Raw genomic sequence first — 16,783 nt, 5'->3', positions numbered from 1 at the left:
TAACTTTGCACCGTAACAATGATTTTAACAAAAACTTGCGTTAACCATGACAAACGAAGCGATATTACAGGCATTGAGTAATGTACAGGAGCCGGATTTAGGTAAAGACCTGGTAACCCTGAACATGGTAAAAGACATTGTGATTGACGGAGATGCCGTAAGCTTCACTATCGTATTAACCACTCCTGCCTGTCCTATGAAAGACATGATGCGCACAGCGAGTGAGAATGCCATTAAACTGCTGGTAAACAAACAAGCAAAAGTGACGGTAAATTTTACAGCCAATACTACCAGTACTCGGAAAGATGACCAAAAAGTACTGGGAGGCGTCAAAAATATTATTGCGGTTGTCAGCGGAAAAGGTGGGGTAGGAAAAAGCACTATTTCTGCTAATCTGGCATTGGCATTGGCAGAAGGCGGTGCATCTGTGGGATTAATGGACGCTGATATCTATGGACCCAGCGTTCCGATTATGTTTGGGGTAAGAGGGGCCCGCCCGATGATGAAAGAAGTAGACGGAAAGGGCATGATCGTTCCATTGGAGAAATTCGGAATTAAACTAATGAGTATTGGCTTGCTGGTGGATGAAAAGAATGCAGTTGTTTGGAGAGGACCCATGGCAAGTTCAGCCATCCGGCAGTTTGTTACCGATGTAGACTGGGGCGAATTGGATTATCTCGTTATTGACATGCCTCCAGGCACCGGAGATATTCACTTGACGCTGATGCAAACAGTTCCTGTTACCGGAGCAATTATTGTGACAACACCACAAAATGTAGCACTGGCTGACGCTAAGAAAGGTATTGCTATGTTTGGACAGGCGCAGATTAACGTACCCATAATTGGGTTGGTAGAGAATATGGCATATTTCACTCCTGCTGAATTACCCAACAATAAATATTATTTGTTTGGTAAAGAAGGCGGAAAAAATCTGGCGGAAGAATATGATCTATCTTTCTTAGGACAAATACCATTGGTGCAAAGTATTCGTGAAGGAGGAGATGAGGGGGTTCCTGCCATGGTGTCAACTGATGAGGTAACCAAAAATGCCTTCCGGAATTTCACTGCTCAGTCTGTTAGAAATATTGCCCAAAGAAATGCTAACTTACCACAGACTGCATTAATTGAAGTTCTGTAAATGAAACGTTTTGCTTCCCTTTTTTGCTTCTTATATTTTCAACTTGTTTGGGGGCAAAGAATGGACAGTTCAATTCAATCTATATCTAACGATACTACTTTACAAGACTCCAAAAGAGGTATTACTTGGAATGGGTATGCTGAATTGTATTACAACCAAAATTCAAGTGGACCTTTAGCTGGCAATGGTGCAAGATTTGCTTATAATCATGACATCAGCAAAAAGGCGGCAGTAAATCTTGTTTTTATTAAAGCTAGTCTTGCAAAGGAAAAATTCAGGGCAAATCTTGCTTTGGCAGCAGGTAGTTATATGCAGGCAAATTATGCTGGCGAGCGAGGAATATATCAACAAATATTAGAAGCGAATCTGGGATGGAAACTGAATGCACGTAATAACTGGTGGCTGGATGTTGGAGTTTTTAATTCTCATATCGGATTTGAAAGTGCAATCGGTAAAGATTGCTGGACACTCACCAGAAGTTTGGCTGCCGATAATTCTCCTTATTTTGAAACCGGTATAAAGACTACATTTATTAGTGCCAACAATCAATGGCTGATTAGTGGCTTAGTGTTAACGGGATGGCAAACAATTCAAATTCCCTCTGGTACGAATCATCCTTCTTTTGGCCACCAGATACAATTTAGACCCAACAGTAAATGGTTGCTGAATTCAAGTTCTTTTATTGGTCAGGGGCGTTTCTTTCATAATTTCTATGCACAGTATCAACTAAAAGAGCAGCTGAGTTTAATTGGAGGATTGGATATTGGTGTTCAAAAAGTTGCAGGTTTAACTTTCTCAAAAACATGGTATACACCAGTTATAATGGTTCAGTATATTCATAATGAAAAATTAAAACTAGCCATTAGAGCAGAGGCTTTCAGTGACCGCAATGGTATTTTGATTTTTACGGGAACGCCTAATCATTTTATGGTAAGCGGTGGATCTGTGAATGTTGATTATAGAATTGCCAAACCACTGCTCTGGCGAGTGGAGCTAAAGCAACTAAGAAGTAGGGATGCTGTTTTTACAGATGTCAACAGAATGCCCTCTACCATTTTGTTTTCTGCCATTACTGCGCTGGTATTCAGTTTCTAAGTTTTCAAATTAATGGTACATTGCAGGTACTATGTACAAGACGCCCTATTTTTCAACTGGAGGCAATGAGGAAGTAATCGCATTTATGAAAGAAAATGCATTTGCTACCATTTGTGGTGTTGGGCAGGATGGCTTTCCGGTTGCAACACAAATACCTTTGATGCTTGAATTCAGAGAAGAAAAATTGTTTTTGCAGGGGCATATTATGCGTAAGCAAAGTCATACAAATGCATTTGAAAATCATCAACAGGTACTGGTCCTTTTTAATGGGCCTCATGCATATATAAGTGCGAGACATTATACTCCTCAGAATACTGCAAGCACGTGGAACTATTCTACAGTTCAGGCTAAAGGGATTATTTCTTTTTTAGATAATCAGGCTTTATTTCAGCATCTGAATAAACTGACCGAGTATTTTGAAAATAATTCTTTGTCTCCATCATTAGTGCATCACATGCAGGATGCTTATGTGCAATCGAATATGATGGCTATTGAAGCCGTTGAAATTGAAGTGCAAGCTCTGGAACACGTATTTAAGTGGAGTCAGAATAAGCCAGTCGAAACACAGGACACCATTTTGCAAACCTTGCAGCAGGGGTCATTGCATCAACAACTAGCAGCAGAAGAAATGATCAGACGATTAAAGAAAAATAAATAGCAAAATGAGTTACCAATTAATCAATCGTAATTTACTAGTCATCTTATTTGCCGGATTGATAGTTTTTTCCTGTACCAGCATCAAACAAAATAAAATGGAACGCAATTACTCATTTGATTGGCAGGGTCACAGAGGAGCAAGGGGACTGGTTCCGGAAAACACGATTCCTGCTATGTATAAAGCCATTGATTTGGGTGCGTCTACCCTTGAAATGGATGTGGTTATTACAAAAGATAAGCAGGTAATATTGAGTCATGAACCATTTTTTAATCATGAAATTACCAGTAAGCCGGATGGTGCTCCCGTAAGCATTCAGGAGGAGAAGCAACTGAATATTTTTCAGATGAGTTTTGCAGCAACACAACGATATGATGTAGGGTTAAGAGGTAATGCAAGATTTCCTCAACAGCAGAAAATACCTGTTACCAAGCCTCTTTTATTACAAGTGATTGATTCAGCTGATGCCTATGCCAGACAACAACATAAAGCCCTTCCATTTTATAATATTGAAACGAAAACACAACCGGCAACAGATGGTATTTTTCATCCTGACCCAAAATCCTTTGTTGATTTATTGGTGGCTGTTATTCAAAATAAAAAGATAACAGATCGGGTAACCATTCAGTCTTTTGACATCAGGACACTTCAATATTTGCACCAGCAATATCCGGTTATTTCTACCGTATTATTAATTGAAGGGGATGATAAAAGAACCCTCCAGCAACAGCTTGCAGATTTAGGATATATACCGTATGCGTATAGTCCTCATTACTCACTGGTAAATGCAGCGATGGTAGCGGAATGTAAAAAACACAATATGCAACTCATTCCATGGACAGTAAATAATCTTGCTGAAATGAAAAGGTTAAGGCTGCTTGGGGTAAATGGTATTATTTCGGACTATCCCAATCTTTTTTATTTTCCTTAACAATCCAGATTTAATCTTCTTTCGTAGATACTGTATCATTTTTAAAAATTAAAAACTTCAGTATGAAAAAGATTCTATTTGTGATGGCTTCTGCTTTTTTTGTAAATGTCCTTTCCGCTCAGATGAGTGAAAAAACAGTTGAAGTAGGGGGAGCTCCTATGTATCCTTCTAAAAACATTGTTGCGAATGCCGTGAACTCTGCAGATCACACTACTTTGGTCGCAGCAGTTAAAGCAGCTGGCCTGGTTGAAACCCTGCAAAGTGCCGGACCATTCACCGTTTTTGCTCCCACCAATGCTGCATTCGGAAAACTACCAGCAGGTACTGTTGAATCATTGGTAAAGCCAGAAAACAAAGCTACACTTACAAAGATCCTTACTTATCACGTTGTGGCCGGAAAATTAGATGCAGCCGCAATTGCAGCTTTAATTAAACAAGGAAAAGGAACTGCAGAACTGAAAACCGTTTCAGGTGGAATTTTAAAAGCCAGCATGAAGGGTAAAAAGTTGATTTTAACTGATGAAAAAGGAGGTATGTCTGAAGTAACCATTGCCAATGTATACCAGAGCAATGGTGTGATTCACGTGGTAGATACAGTGGTATTGCCTTCTTAATTACCTTTGGGGTAAGCTAACAATATGAAAAAAATTATTATTACCCTGGACGGATATTCTTCATGTGGAAAAAGTACCCTGGCTAAGCAAATGGCCAGGGCACTTAATTATATATTTATTGATAGTGGTGCTATGTATCGTGCCATCACTTTATACTTTATACAGCATGATATTGATTATACGAATGATATGGCTGTTCAGGAAGCGCTAAAGCATATAAGTCTTGCTTTCGATTACAATTCAGAGAAAGGAACAAGCGATATTCTGTTGAATGGGAAGAATGTTGAACAGGAAATAAGGGAAATGCGTATCAGTAATCTCGTAAGCGATGTGGCAGCAAATCCCTATGTAAGAGCGTTTGGCGTTGCTCAGCAACAGAAAATGGGATTGCAAAAAGGGATTGTAATGGACGGGAGAGATATTGGAACTACGGTATTCCCAGATGCTGAATTAAAAATTTTTGTTACTGCTGATCCTGAAATCAGGGTCGCCAGAAGATATCTGGAGTTGTCAGCAAAGAATCCTGGAATTACCAGAGAGGAAGTAAGGGCTAATTTGGCAATGCGTGATCAGATTGATAGTACCAGAGAGTTCAGCCCATTAAGAAAAGCAGATGATGCTGTTGTGCTAGATAATAGTCATTTAACCCGTGAAGAGCAGTTGAAAACCGCTCTTCAGTGGGCAAATGATAAAATTAGTTCAATACCTGTTCGGTAATTTTCCCAGTGGTTTTGTGCTTCAGAATTAATTTTTTGGCACCATAGTGCGTGGTTTCTTCTTTTACCAGATAATGTTGGTCATCGTAAGAAACAAGATGAGATTCTTTGGTTAGTCCTGTTTTTCCGCGCCATATATCCAGTTGAACAGGTTCCCATGCTTTGGATTTGGCACTCTTATAAGCTGCATCTAAAATAGCATTTACTACATAGCCATCATAAAATGTTTCTTTTGGTGCAACTCCATTTTCCAATGCATTGAACATATCCATGAACATATGGTTGTATCCCAGTTCATTCAATTCGTCTCCAACAGGGAAAAGCCATCCGCTATTGGATTCAGCTTTTTCTGCAATATAATCGCCCCCTTTACCGGTGGTAAACATATCGAATCCAGTCCTTAAAAAAGAGTTAATCCAAATAGTGCCTTCTGTACCCATTACTTCATCTCTTAAATCCAATCCCCCTCTGAAAGTCCAGCTAACTTCAAACTGACCTATAGCACCATTCTCATAACGAACCAAGCCAATGGCATGGTCTTCTGCCTCAATAGGCTTTACCTGTGTATCGGCCCAGCACATCACTTCAACCGGCTTGATATCTTTGCCAATATAACTTCTGGTGATTTCAACACAATGGCAGCCAAGGTCTAAGATACAGCCACCCCCAGCTTGTTCAATATCCCAGAACCATTCGCTGTGCGGGCCAGGATGCGTTTCGCGGCTTTTGGCCCAAAGAACTCTGCCCAAAGCACCTTCGTGAACACTCTGACTAGCTTTGATAAATTTTGGCGTGTATACAAGGTCTTCCAGGTATCCGTTGAAAATTCCTGCAGCTTCTACTGCTTCCAGCATGCGTTTGGCTTCTGCAGCATTTCTGCCCAGTGGTTTGGTTGTCATCACAGCTTTTTTATGCTTGCAACAAAGCATAACAGCTTCTTCGTGTAAATGATTGGGTAATGAAATACAAACAATGTCTACATCTTCTCTCGCAATGGCTTCTTCCATCACTGTAGTATAATGATGACATTGGTAATCTTCCGCAAATTTTTTTGCGCTTTCTTCTCTTCTAGAATAGATACTTACAATTTTATCTTTGCTTCTGTAACCCTGCAGTGAATCTGCATAAAAACGGCCAATGAAGCCGGAACCTAACATCGCGATACGTTGCATGAAAATATATTTGAGTAAATGATTTAATTGGCTGTAGTTGTTCTCTTTTCCTTAAAGAAAATGATAAAAAATACCAATACAGCAGCAGCAATATAGGCGGGTACCATCCAGATACTCATCCAGTTGTGTCCTTCAGCAGTTTTAGCTCCTTCCACCACAAAACCAGAGTAACCTGTACCAATTACCATACCTAATCCATAAGTGGCAAAAGTGAATAGCCCCTGTGCTGCATTTTTTATTTTTTCGCCAGCTTTTTTCTCTGTGTACATATAGCCAGTTACAAAGAAGAAGTCATAACATATTCCATGTAATACAATACCTGCATACAACATCCAGGAAGCATCACCTACATTACCATATGCAAAGCATACATAGCGAAGTACCCATGCCAACATGCCAAAAATCAGCATATTCTTTACGCCAATTCTGTTGAACAGTAAAGGAATGGCCAGAATGAAAACTGCTTCAGAAACCTGACCTAGCGTCATTTTAGAGGCAGCATTCGGGAATCCCAACTCATTCAGGAATGGGTTGGCAAAACCATAGTAAAATGAAAGAGGTATACAAATAAGGATAGCTGCAATAAAGAAGACCAAATAAGATTTGTCTTTGAATAATACGAATGCTTCAGTGCCTAATGCAGATGAAGCATCTGCAGTCTGCGCCTTGGGTGGTGTGTTGGGTAAAATAAAACTCAACAGCCCCAATCCTCCGGATACCGCTGCAGCAACATAAAAAGTGTCAGCTGATTTTTCAATTCCCATCTGGCCAATCATAACTCCAGCTACAATCCAGCCAATGGTACCAAATACCCTGATCCAGGGAAACTGTTTGCCAGGATCCGTCATTTGCGAAAAGGCAACACTATTGCTCAAAGCAATGGTAGGCATGTATACCAATGAATAACATAGGATAGTCCAGTAAAAAATGTTGTTGTCTGTAATCTTGGTAGCCATAAACAACAGACCTGCTCCCAAAATATGCAGAACACCCATGATTTTTTGGGCTGCGAAAAAACGATCCGCAATTAACCCCACAAAAAAAGGCGAAATCATGGTAGCAATGGCCAATGCGCCATAGGTAGCCCCAATTTGAATTCCCGTAGCTTGTAAGGGTGGTTCACTCATATAAGTACCCATGGTTACATACCAGGCACTCCATATAAAATACTGAAGAAACATCATCAAGGATAACTTGATTCCAGTGGATATATTCATATAGCAAATTTTGAATGGACAATATAATTATTATTTGGGATTTGATTTTAGAGAGTTTACTACTTTTATTAAATCTTTCAGCCCGGGATTAGCAAAGGATTTCATGATTGTATTTAAAAACAGGCCATTGGTTATTGGCACCATGCACGGTAAGGAGCAGGTGATTGCTCCGGTTCTGGAGTCGTCCATAGGGGTTAACTGTTTTATTCCTGCTGCATTTAATACCGATACACTAGGAACTTTTTCTGGCGAAATTGAAAGGGTTCTTGATCCGGTTGAAACAGTTAGAAAGAAATGCCTGATGGCGATGGATGCAACAGGTTGTGATATGGGTATTGCCAATGAAGGGTCTTTTGGTCCACATCCAAGTCTTCCATTTTTACATGCAGACGACGAATGGCTCATATTTATTGACCGGAAGCATCAAATTGAAATTCTTGTTAGAGAACTTTCCTTTGAAACAAATTATCAGGGGAGGGAAGTGGCTCCTGGTGATGATCTAGAAGATTTCTTGCAAAGCGTAAAATTTCCACAGCATTCTGTAATGGTAAGACCTTTAGATAATCCTTCTAAATGGATTAAAGGCCTCTGCAGCAAAGAGGCGCTGACCCATGCGTTCAATACCATCTTTGCCTCAGATAAGCGATGCTGGATTGAAACAGATATGCGTGCCATGCACAATCCAACCCGTATGGGAGTGATTGAAAAAGCGGCGCGGAAACTAGTGACCGCTATTCTTTCAACCTGCCCTTCCTGCTCCATGCCTGGTTTTGTAGTTACTGCAGATACTCGTGGATTACCCTGTGAGCTATGTGGATTACCTACTTCCTCTGTTTTATCTCATATTTATACCTGTAAACATTGTTCATTTGAACAGGAAATGCCTTTTCCCTACGGTAAAGAATCGGAAGATCCTATGTACTGTCAGCATTGCAATCCCTGATTCAACTTCATTTTTAATTGATACTTTTAAACTATGAATTGGATTTTACTCATAATTGCTGGCTTATTTGAAGTAACATTTGCGTTTTGTTTAGGTAAAGCAAAAACTTCCACAGGTATATTCATGTATGGTTGGTATGCAGGATTTTTAGTTGCACTCACGATGAGTATGTTGCTGCTGATAAAAGCAACTCAAACATTGCCTATAGGAACAGCATATGCTGTTTGGACGGGTATTGGCGCAATTGGCACAGTATTAGTAGGAATTGTTTTCTTTAAAGAACCAATAAGTTTCTGGAGGCTTTTTTTTATTGTTACGCTCATTGGGTCCATAGTAGGGTTGAAGATTTTAAGTAAATAAGTCATCGGACTTTTTATATTCAATTGTATCAAACAAAAGTGTAAAATGTATGCAGTGTCTTCAAGCAAATGAAGTTCTTACAGAAATGAATAAACTCAATTCTTCGTGGAAATTGAATTTGAATGTAATTGAAAGAGAATTTGTTTTTAAGGATTTTAAAAATGCATTTTCTTTTATGACTAACGTTGCTGCAATTGCCGAACGTTTAAACCATCATCCTGAATGGACCAACATTTATAATACTGTTATTATAAAGCTAAACACTCATGAACTGGGCTGTTTAACTGAGCTGGATTTTACATTAGCCCGTGAGATTGATGTTTTGATTTAAAATTTTTGTTCGATATGACTACAACAATCATAATTAGTTTGTGTGTTTTATTATTGCTTGCTTATCTATTTGATTTAAGTGCCGCTAAAACACGTATCCCTTCTGTAATTTTATTGCTTTTATGCGGGTGGGTTGTAAAACAAGTTTTAAGTACTGTTGGAATTACTTTACCCGATTTTTCTCCATTATTGCCCGTTTTTGGAACTGTAGGATTAATTCTTATTGTTCTGGAAGGATCATTGGAATTGGAACTAAATAAGTCTAAATTTCAGTTAATCAGGAAGTCTGCTTTAGTTGCTTTAATTCCAATGCTGGGCTTTTCTTTTTTTCTTGCATTCCTGTTTAAATATTATCAGGGTATTGCCTTTAAAGACGCTTTTATTAATGCGGTTCCTTTTTCTGTAATAAGTAGTGCAATTGCAATACCAAGTGTTAAGTCTTTGAATAGATATAACAGAGAGTTTGTTATATATGAAAGTAGTTTGTCAGATATTATTGGTGTGATATTATTCAATTTTGTTGCTTTTAATTCGGTCATTAATTTTAGTGCCTTCTCTGATTTTTTCGTTCAGATTTTTCTTGTTTTATTGATTTCATTTTTTTGTATCATTCTGCTTTCGTTCCTGCTAAACAGAATTGAGCACCATGTAAAATTTGTTCCTATCATCATTTTGATTGTATTAATTTATGCGCTTTGTAAAGTATATCATTTACCTGGATTGATTTTTATAATGCTTTTTGGATTATTTATAGGGAATCTGGATGAGCTGAAAAGATTTACCTGGATTGATAAATTCAAACCTAATGAGCTAAAAAAAGAAGTTCATAAGTTCAAAGAAATCATAGCTGAATTTGCGTTTTTAATTAGGGTATTATTTTTTCTGCTCTTTGGTTTTTTAATTGAAACAGCAGATATTCTGAATACAGAGAGTTTAGGTTGGGCATTGATAATTGTGATAACAATCATTGTAATCAGGGCTATTGCTTTGAAGGTATTTAAGTTGCCCATTCAACCATTATTATTTATTGCTCCCAGGGGTCTGATTACTATTCTACTGTTCTTATCCATCTTGCCGCAAAATTCTATTGCTTTGGTAGACAATGCTTTGGTTATTCAGGTAATAATTATTTCTGCATTGGTGATGATGTTTGGTTTGATGACTTCCAGAACTAAGTGAAATTCAGTTTATTAGATGGAATTTAAACAGGTCAACGGATTCTTTTCAAATCTTTAAGAAATTTCCATTTACTTTTGCATTGATTACTATGAGTAAAAAGCAAGAAAGAAGTAAATTGATTGTAAATTTTCTATCCCGTTTTCAGCAAAATATTTGCAGAAACACGGTGCCTTTTTTCCTGCTAATTCTTGGTTTCTCTTTGCTTCTGCCTGGTTTTGTTAAAGCGAATTACGGAATTAATAGAAGCATTACTATCGTAAAGTCTCACACTGCCTCGCATACCAGTTCTTTACTGGCAATAACAGAGGCAGAGGCTGATCAGGAAGAGGAAGCCGATCAGTTAAAAAGCATTCACAACAACACGCATAATATATCTAATATTGAAGCGGATTACGCCAGTAATCTGACCAAGAAGTTTCTTGAGTTATCCAATGATTTAAATCGCAGACCCAGGCTTCAGTATTTTATGCTATACCATTGCTGGAAAAGTCATCTTAGTTAATTCCAATTACTCAGCGGCAGTTTATTCTGCCGAATTCCCACATTTTTTGGATTATCTAAAATTTCGTAAATGAAACGTTTTATAAAAGCTACCCTTGTGATTGGTGTAGCGCTCATCAGTGCATGTAATGCTAAGGAAGAAACAAAGAAAGAATCAACCGTTTTTCAGGTTACTAGTCCAGTGCAGACTGATACGCTGGTCTTAAAAGAATATGTTGCTCAAATTCAGTCTATTAATCATATTGAACTAAGATCACAGGAACGTGGATATCTGCAGAAGATTTTTGTGGATGAGGGCCAATTTGTGAAAAAGGGACAGATGATGTTTCAGATTATGCCTACCCTATATCAGGCTGAAATGCAAAAAGCCAAAGCGGAACTAAATTTTGCTGAAATTGAATATAACAATACCAAGAGTCTTGCAGACAATAATATAGTTTCTCCTAATGAGCTGGCATTATCAAAAGCAAAATTGAATAAAGCAAAAGCTGAGTTGGCACTTGCTCAAACCCATCTTGATTTTACAGAAATTAAAGCGCCATTTGATGGTATTATGGACCGTTTTCATACCCGGTTAGGAAGTTTAATTGATGAAGGTGAATTATTAACCACCCTTTCTGATAACAGTAAAATGTGGGTTTATTTCAATGTTCCGGAAGCTGAATATCTGAACTATATACAAAAAGCAAAATCTTCCAGTGCTGTTAAACTGCAACTGCAAATGGCAAATAAGGCCATTTTTGATCAGGTTGGGGTAGTAGAAACTATTGAAGCAGATTTTAATAATGAAACAGGAAACATAGCATTCAGAGCCACTTTCCCAAATCCTAAACGAATTTTGCGTCATGGAGAAACAGGCAATGTTTTGATGCCTGTCCCATTCAAGAATGCCATTTTGATTCCGCAAAAAGCTTCATTTGAAGTATTAGATAAAAAGTACGTTTTCGTTCTTGATAAGAACAATATTATTCATTCAAAGCAAATAACAGTTGAAGCAGAAATGCCTCATTTGTATGTTGTTTCAGAAGGACTGAATAGCGGGGATAAGATTTTATTGGATGGTTTGCGTAAAGTTAAAAACGGAGATAAGATTTCTTATCAGTTTGCAGACCCTAAGAAAGTGTTTGCTGAATTGCATGAACTACATGCAGAATAATCTTCCATTAAAAAAAGAAACATGTTTCAACAATTTATAAAACGACCAGTGCTGGCGATCGTAATTTCGTTGGCAATCATTTTTTTGGGTGTGCTGGCAATGGTTACCAGGCCAGTATCCCAGTTCCCAGATATTGCACCTCCGCGTGTAATGGTCTTCATTGCTTATCCGGGATCGAGTGCCGATGTGTTAGTTAAATCTGCACTAATTCCTTTGGAAAGAGCCATTAATGGAGTACAAGGAATGCAATATATTATTTCAGATGCTACTAGTGCAGGAGAGGCAACCATTCAAATTGTATTTGAGCCAGGAACTGATCCTAATGCCGCAGTTGTGAATGTAAAGACTAGGGTAGATCAGGTGATGAATAATCTGCCTCCGCTTATCCAAAGAGAAGGTGTTGTAATTACACCCATTCAGCCTAGTATGTTGATGTATGTGAATTTGTATAGTAAGGATAAAAATGCAGATGAGAAATTTCTCTACAACTATGCAAATGTTAGCGTATTGCCAGAGTTGCAGAGAATCAAGGGTATGGGTAGAGCCCAAATTTTAGGAAGCAGACAGTTTGCTATGCGTATTTGGCTTAAGCCCGACAGGATGCGTGCCTATAATATTTCTACCGAAGAAGTGATGGAAGCAATGAATGAACAGAGTGTAATTGGTAGACCTGGAAGACTTGGACAGGCATCCGGAAAAACTGCTCAGTCATTGGAATACGTGCTTACTTACAAAGGCAGATTTAATAAGCCGGAAGAGTATGAGAATATTATTGTTAAAGCAAATCCTGATGGGGAAAGTTTGAAGTTGAAGGATATAGCGGAAGTTGAATTAGGTAGTGAGTTTTTTGATATTTACTCTAATAAAGATGGATATCCGGCTGCATCTATTGTATTAAAACAAAATTTCGGAAGTAATGCCAGTAAAGTAATTGAGCAGGTAAAAGTAAAGCTGGAGGAATTGAAAAAAGACTTTCCTCCAGGCATGGAATATGAAGTCAATTATGATGTTTCAAAATTTGTAAATGCATCTATAGATAAAGTATTACATACCTTGATTGAGGCATTTTTATTGGTTGCACTGGTTGTATTCATCTTTTTAGGAGATTGGAGATCTACCCTGATTCCTATTCTGGCCGTGCCGGTATCTCTGGTTGGAACTTTTCTGTTCATGCAAATGTTTGGGCTAACCATTAATCTGGTTACGCTTTTTGCACTCGTACTGGCAATTGGTATAGTTGTGGATAATGCCATTGTTGTAGTAGAAGCTGTTCATGCCAAAATGCATGAAGAACATATGACACCTTTTGCTGCAGTTAAGAAAGTATTGGGTGAAATAAGTGGGGCCATTATTGCGATTACTTTAGTGATGTCTGCGGTTTTTATACCCGTGGCATTTATGACTGGTCCAGTAGGCATTTTCTACAGACAGTTCTCTATTACAATGGCCAGTTCTATTGTGCTGTCTGGTATTGTGGCATTAACACTTACACCTGTACTCTGTGCCATGATTTTAAAGAATACACATGGAAAGCCACCAAGCAAATCGCCAATAACAATGTTTATCAATTGGTTTAATAAAAGATTTGATATTGTTACCAATCGATATACGGGATTGTTGAAATTAATTGCCAACCGACAACTAGTAACCTATGCTATTTTATTGGCTTTTTGTGGCGGAATTTTCTGGGTAAATAAAACCTTGCCCTCAGGATTTATACCCAATGAAGATCAGGGTATGATATACGCGATTATTCAGACACCTCCCGGTGCAACTTTAGAAAGAACCAATGATGTTGCACGGAAGCTTCAAAAAATAGCAGAAGAAGTAGATGGGATACAATCGGTATCTTCTTTAGCAGGGTATGAAATTCTAACTGAAGGTAGAGGGTCCAATGCAGGAACCTGTTTGATAAATCTGAAAGATTGGTCTCAGCGACATCATTCTGTGAAAGAGATTGTGGAAGAGTTAGAAGAAAAAACAAAAGACCTTGGAGCGGTTATTGAGTATTTTGAACCACCTGCAGTTCCCGGTTATGGATCTTCTGACGGGTTCTCTTTAAGAATGTTGGATAAAAATGCAACTGTTGATTACCAGGAGTTTGATAAAGTGAACAAGAATTTCATGGCTGCGTTGCAAAAGCGCAAAGAACTAACGGGTCTCTTTACTTTTTTCGCTGCTAATTATCCACAATACGAGTTGGTTATTGATAATGAACTTGCTATGCAAAAAGGTGTCTCCATTGGCAAGGCCATGGATAACTTGGATATACTTTTAGGTAGTACATATGAACAAGGGTTTATTCGTTTTGGAAACTTCTTTAAAGTATATACCCAGTCTGCTCCGGAATACAGAAAGTTACCCAGTGATATTTTGAATTTATTTATCAAAAACGATAAAGATGAAATGGTTCCCTATTCTGCGTTCATGACGATGAAAAAGACACAGGGACCCAATGAAATCACCAGATTTAATTTGTACACATCTTCTTCTATCAAAGGGATCCCTGCAAAAGGATACACAAGTGGGGATGCTATTGATGCCATTCGTGAAGTGGCAAAGGCAACTTTACCACAAGGCTATGATATTGCATGGGAAGGTCTTTCATTTGATGAAGCTAACAGGGGTAATGAAGCACTGTATATTTTTATAGTAGTATTGATTTTCGTATATCTGTTGCTTGCTGCACAGTATGAAAGTTTTATTATTCCAATTGCGGTGATATTGTCGCTTCCTGTAGGTGTTTTCGGTTCATTTATGCTATTGAAAATGATGGGGCTGGCGAATGATATATATGCCCAAATGGGCTTAATTATGCTCGTTGGACTCTTAGGGAAAAATGCAATCCTGATTGTTGAATTTGCTGTACAAAAGCATCAGCAAGGTGCCAGTGTTTTGGAAGCTGCTATTGAGGGATCAAAAGTTCGTTTTCGACCAATTCTAATGACTTCATTTGCATTTGTTGCCGGATTAATCCCATTAGTAGTAGCTCATGGTCCGGGAGCGGTTGGTAACAGAACTATTGGCTCTTCTGCCTTAGGGGGGATGTTATTCGGAACCATTTTTGGCGTAATTATTATTCCGGGATTGTATTATATCGTTGGTAAAATGGCTGAAGGTAAACATCTAATCAGAGATGAAGATGAAAGCCCATTATCAGAACATTATGTGCATAGTTATAATGAGTCCAAACTCTTGCATAAGCTCAAGAAATTATTAAAACGAAATAAGAAAAAGCATGAAGAAAAATAATATCCGGAGCTTACTGATAGTATTGTCGGTATGGCTTTTATTAAGTGCTTGTAAATTACCTGTTATAAGTATCAAAGACTCAAGAACATCTTTGCCATCTACTTTTTCTGGTATTACTACCAGTGATACTACTTCTGCTGGCGCTATTGTTTGGAGAAAGTATTTTAATGATCCACTTCTGATAAGTTTGATTGATACTGCTTTGCAAAATAATCAGGAATTGCAAATTGTTTTACAGGAGATTGAAGTGGGCAAAAATGAAATAAAGGCAAGGAGGGGAGAGTATTTGCCTTTTGTAAATGCCGGTTTTGCTACAGGGTTTGAAAAGAGTGGACAATACACAAGAAACGGTGCGGTTGATGAAGCATTGGAAATAAAGGAAGGACACAAATTCCCCAAACCCTTACCTGATGTTCTTTTGGCTGCCAATGCCAGTTGGGAACTGGATGTCTGGAAAAAATTACGAAATGCCAAGAAATCTGCCGTTTTGAGTTATCTGGCATCTGTGGAAGGCCGAAATTTTATGGTGACCCAGTTGGTAGCTGAAATTGCCAGTGCATATTATGAATTGCAAACTTTAGATAATTTACTAAGCATATTGAATAGTAGCATTGAAATTCAAAACAATACGCTTTCAGTAATACGTAAAGAAAAGGAAGCAGCAAAAGTGACTCAATTGGCTGTAAACCGATTTGAGGCCCAGTTGTTAAATACACAAAATCTACTTTATGCCATACGACAGCAAATAGTAGAGACGGAGAATCGGATTCATTTTTTATCTGGTAAGTTTCCTTCTAAAATTGAAAGAGCTGCATTGTCAACTCATCCCGTTTTCCCTGAAGAGTACGCTGCTGGTATTCCCTCTCAGCTATTGCAAAATCGTCCAGATTTAAAGCAGGCGGCGCTGGAAGTAGAAGCATCCAGGCTGAATATAGAAGTGGCAAAGGCAAATTTTTATCCTTCTTTCCGCTTAACTGCTGGAATCGGTTTTCAATCTTTTAATCCGGTTTATTTAATTAGCCCTGCTTCGGTTTTGTATAATTTGGCTGGTGACATAGTGATGCCGGTAATTAATAAGAATGCCATACAGGCGGCATATCAAAATGCAAGTGCTAAACAAATTCAGGCAGTATACAATTATGAAAGAGCTATTTTAAAAGCATATATTGAAGTGGTTAATCAGTTAAACGGAATTGATAATTATACAAAAAGCCTTCAGACCAAAGAGAAGGAAGTGAATATTTTAAGTAATTCAATAGTTATTTCAAATAATTTATACAGAGCCGCCAGGGCTGATTATGCAGAAGTTTTACTTACGCAAAAAGAAGCCATTGAGTCTAAAATTGATCTAAATGAAATTCAGTTAAAGCAAAGAATAGCAAAAGTGAATTTGTATAAATCCTTGGGTGGTGGTTGGAATTAGTGTTTGATTTTGGTAAATACCTCCCTCTCAATGAGTTGGAGGTATTTTTTTATTTTTAATAAATATTTATTGTTTATCAATAAATATTTATTAATATTGCG

The 16,783-nt window shown here is 38.0% G+C and carries 16 protein-coding genes; 14 read left to right on the top strand and 2 right to left on the bottom strand.

Translation table 11 applies throughout. From position 1 onward, the window contains the following. The first annotated feature begins 46 nt into the window (after positions 1-46). The 6 genes from TEGAF0_RS05945 to cmk all read left to right on the top strand — a co-directional run bounded on the left by TEGAF0_RS05945 (position 47) and on the right by cmk (position 5,150). Complete coding sequence (locus TEGAF0_RS05945) at positions 47-1,138, top strand: Mrp/NBP35 family ATP-binding protein (RefSeq protein ID WP_264900852.1); 1,092 nt, start codon at positions 47-49, stop codon at positions 1,136-1,138. 60 nt (positions 1,139-1,198) lie between these two features. Continuing rightward, the gene (locus tag TEGAF0_RS05940) at positions 1,199-2,233 is read left to right on the top strand and encodes a porin (protein WP_264900850.1); all 1,035 of its coding nucleotides are present in this window, start codon (positions 1,199-1,201) and stop codon (positions 2,231-2,233) included. Positions 2,234-2,264: 31 nt separating this feature from the next. Beyond that, on the top strand, positions 2,265-2,891 hold the full coding sequence (locus TEGAF0_RS05935; protein ID WP_264900849.1) for an FMN-binding negative transcriptional regulator: 627 nt from the start codon (positions 2,265-2,267) through the stop codon (positions 2,889-2,891). 4 nt (positions 2,892-2,895) lie between these two features. After that, positions 2,896-3,819 carry a glycerophosphodiester phosphodiesterase family protein gene (locus TEGAF0_RS05930; protein ID WP_264900848.1) on the top strand — a complete coding sequence of 308 codons (924 nt, stop codon included), beginning with the start codon at positions 2,896-2,898 and terminating at the stop codon, positions 3,817-3,819. Positions 3,820-3,881: 62 nt separating this feature from the next. Continuing rightward, positions 3,882-4,433, top strand: coding sequence for a fasciclin domain-containing protein (locus TEGAF0_RS05925; protein ID WP_264900846.1), 552 nt, complete (start codon positions 3,882-3,884; stop codon positions 4,431-4,433). A gap of 24 nt (positions 4,434-4,457) precedes the next feature. Then, a complete protein-coding gene (gene cmk / locus TEGAF0_RS05920; RefSeq protein ID WP_264900845.1) occupies positions 4,458-5,150 on the top strand; it encodes a (d)CMP kinase in 693 nt (230 codons plus the stop codon). On the opposite strand, the gene TEGAF0_RS05915 is transcribed toward cmk, so the two are convergent. After that, the gene (locus TEGAF0_RS05915; protein ID WP_264900844.1) at positions 5,128-6,321 is read right to left on the bottom strand and encodes a Gfo/Idh/MocA family protein; all 1,194 of its coding nucleotides are present in this window, start codon (positions 6,319-6,321) and stop codon (positions 5,128-5,130) included. The two genes, cmk and TEGAF0_RS05915, sit on opposite strands and share 23 nt — an antisense overlap. A gap of 23 nt (positions 6,322-6,344) precedes the next feature. After that, the gene (locus tag TEGAF0_RS05910; RefSeq protein ID WP_264900842.1) at positions 6,345-7,538 is read right to left on the bottom strand and encodes a nucleoside permease; all 1,194 of its coding nucleotides are present in this window, start codon (positions 7,536-7,538) and stop codon (positions 6,345-6,347) included. Positions 7,539-7,572: 34 nt separating this feature from the next. Here TEGAF0_RS05910 and TEGAF0_RS05905 point away from each other — a divergent pair, with 34 nt between their 5' ends. The 8 genes from TEGAF0_RS05905 (at position 7,573) to TEGAF0_RS05870 (ending at position 16,682) form a co-directional block, all read left to right on the top strand. Continuing rightward, the gene (locus TEGAF0_RS05905; protein ID WP_264900840.1) at positions 7,573-8,481 is read left to right on the top strand and encodes a DUF6671 family protein; all 909 of its coding nucleotides are present in this window, start codon (positions 7,573-7,575) and stop codon (positions 8,479-8,481) included. Between the two features lie 33 nt (positions 8,482-8,514). Continuing rightward, positions 8,515-8,841, top strand: coding sequence for a DMT family transporter (locus tag TEGAF0_RS05900; protein WP_264900839.1), 327 nt, complete (start codon positions 8,515-8,517; stop codon positions 8,839-8,841). Positions 8,842-8,890: 49 nt separating this feature from the next. Further along, positions 8,891-9,172, top strand: coding sequence for a 4a-hydroxytetrahydrobiopterin dehydratase (locus TEGAF0_RS05895; protein WP_264900838.1), 282 nt, complete (start codon positions 8,891-8,893; stop codon positions 9,170-9,172). A 14-nt stretch (positions 9,173-9,186) separates the two neighbouring features. After that, positions 9,187-10,350 carry a cation:proton antiporter gene (locus TEGAF0_RS05890; RefSeq protein ID WP_264900836.1) on the top strand — a complete coding sequence of 388 codons (1,164 nt, stop codon included), beginning with the start codon at positions 9,187-9,189 and terminating at the stop codon, positions 10,348-10,350. An 88-nt stretch (positions 10,351-10,438) separates the two neighbouring features. Next, positions 10,439-10,852 carry a hypothetical protein gene (locus TEGAF0_RS05885; protein ID WP_264900834.1) on the top strand — a complete coding sequence of 138 codons (414 nt, stop codon included), beginning with the start codon at positions 10,439-10,441 and terminating at the stop codon, positions 10,850-10,852. 69 nt (positions 10,853-10,921) lie between these two features. Beyond that, the gene (locus TEGAF0_RS05880; RefSeq protein ID WP_264900833.1) at positions 10,922-12,007 is read left to right on the top strand and encodes an efflux RND transporter periplasmic adaptor subunit; all 1,086 of its coding nucleotides are present in this window, start codon (positions 10,922-10,924) and stop codon (positions 12,005-12,007) included. 21 nt (positions 12,008-12,028) lie between these two features. Then, complete coding sequence (locus tag TEGAF0_RS05875) at positions 12,029-15,259, top strand: efflux RND transporter permease subunit (RefSeq protein WP_264900832.1); 3,231 nt, start codon at positions 12,029-12,031, stop codon at positions 15,257-15,259. Beyond that, a complete protein-coding gene (locus TEGAF0_RS05870; RefSeq protein ID WP_264900831.1) occupies positions 15,246-16,682 on the top strand; it encodes a TolC family protein in 1,437 nt (478 codons plus the stop codon). Before TEGAF0_RS05875 ends, TEGAF0_RS05870 begins: the two co-directional genes overlap by 14 nt. Positions 16,683-16,783: the final 101 nt, after the last annotated feature.

This window comes from Sediminibacterium sp. TEGAF015 (assembly GCF_025997995.1).
Lineage (GTDB): Bacteria > Bacteroidota > Bacteroidia > Chitinophagales > Chitinophagaceae > Sediminibacterium.
This window is presented reverse-complemented; position numbering and strand designations above follow the sequence as displayed.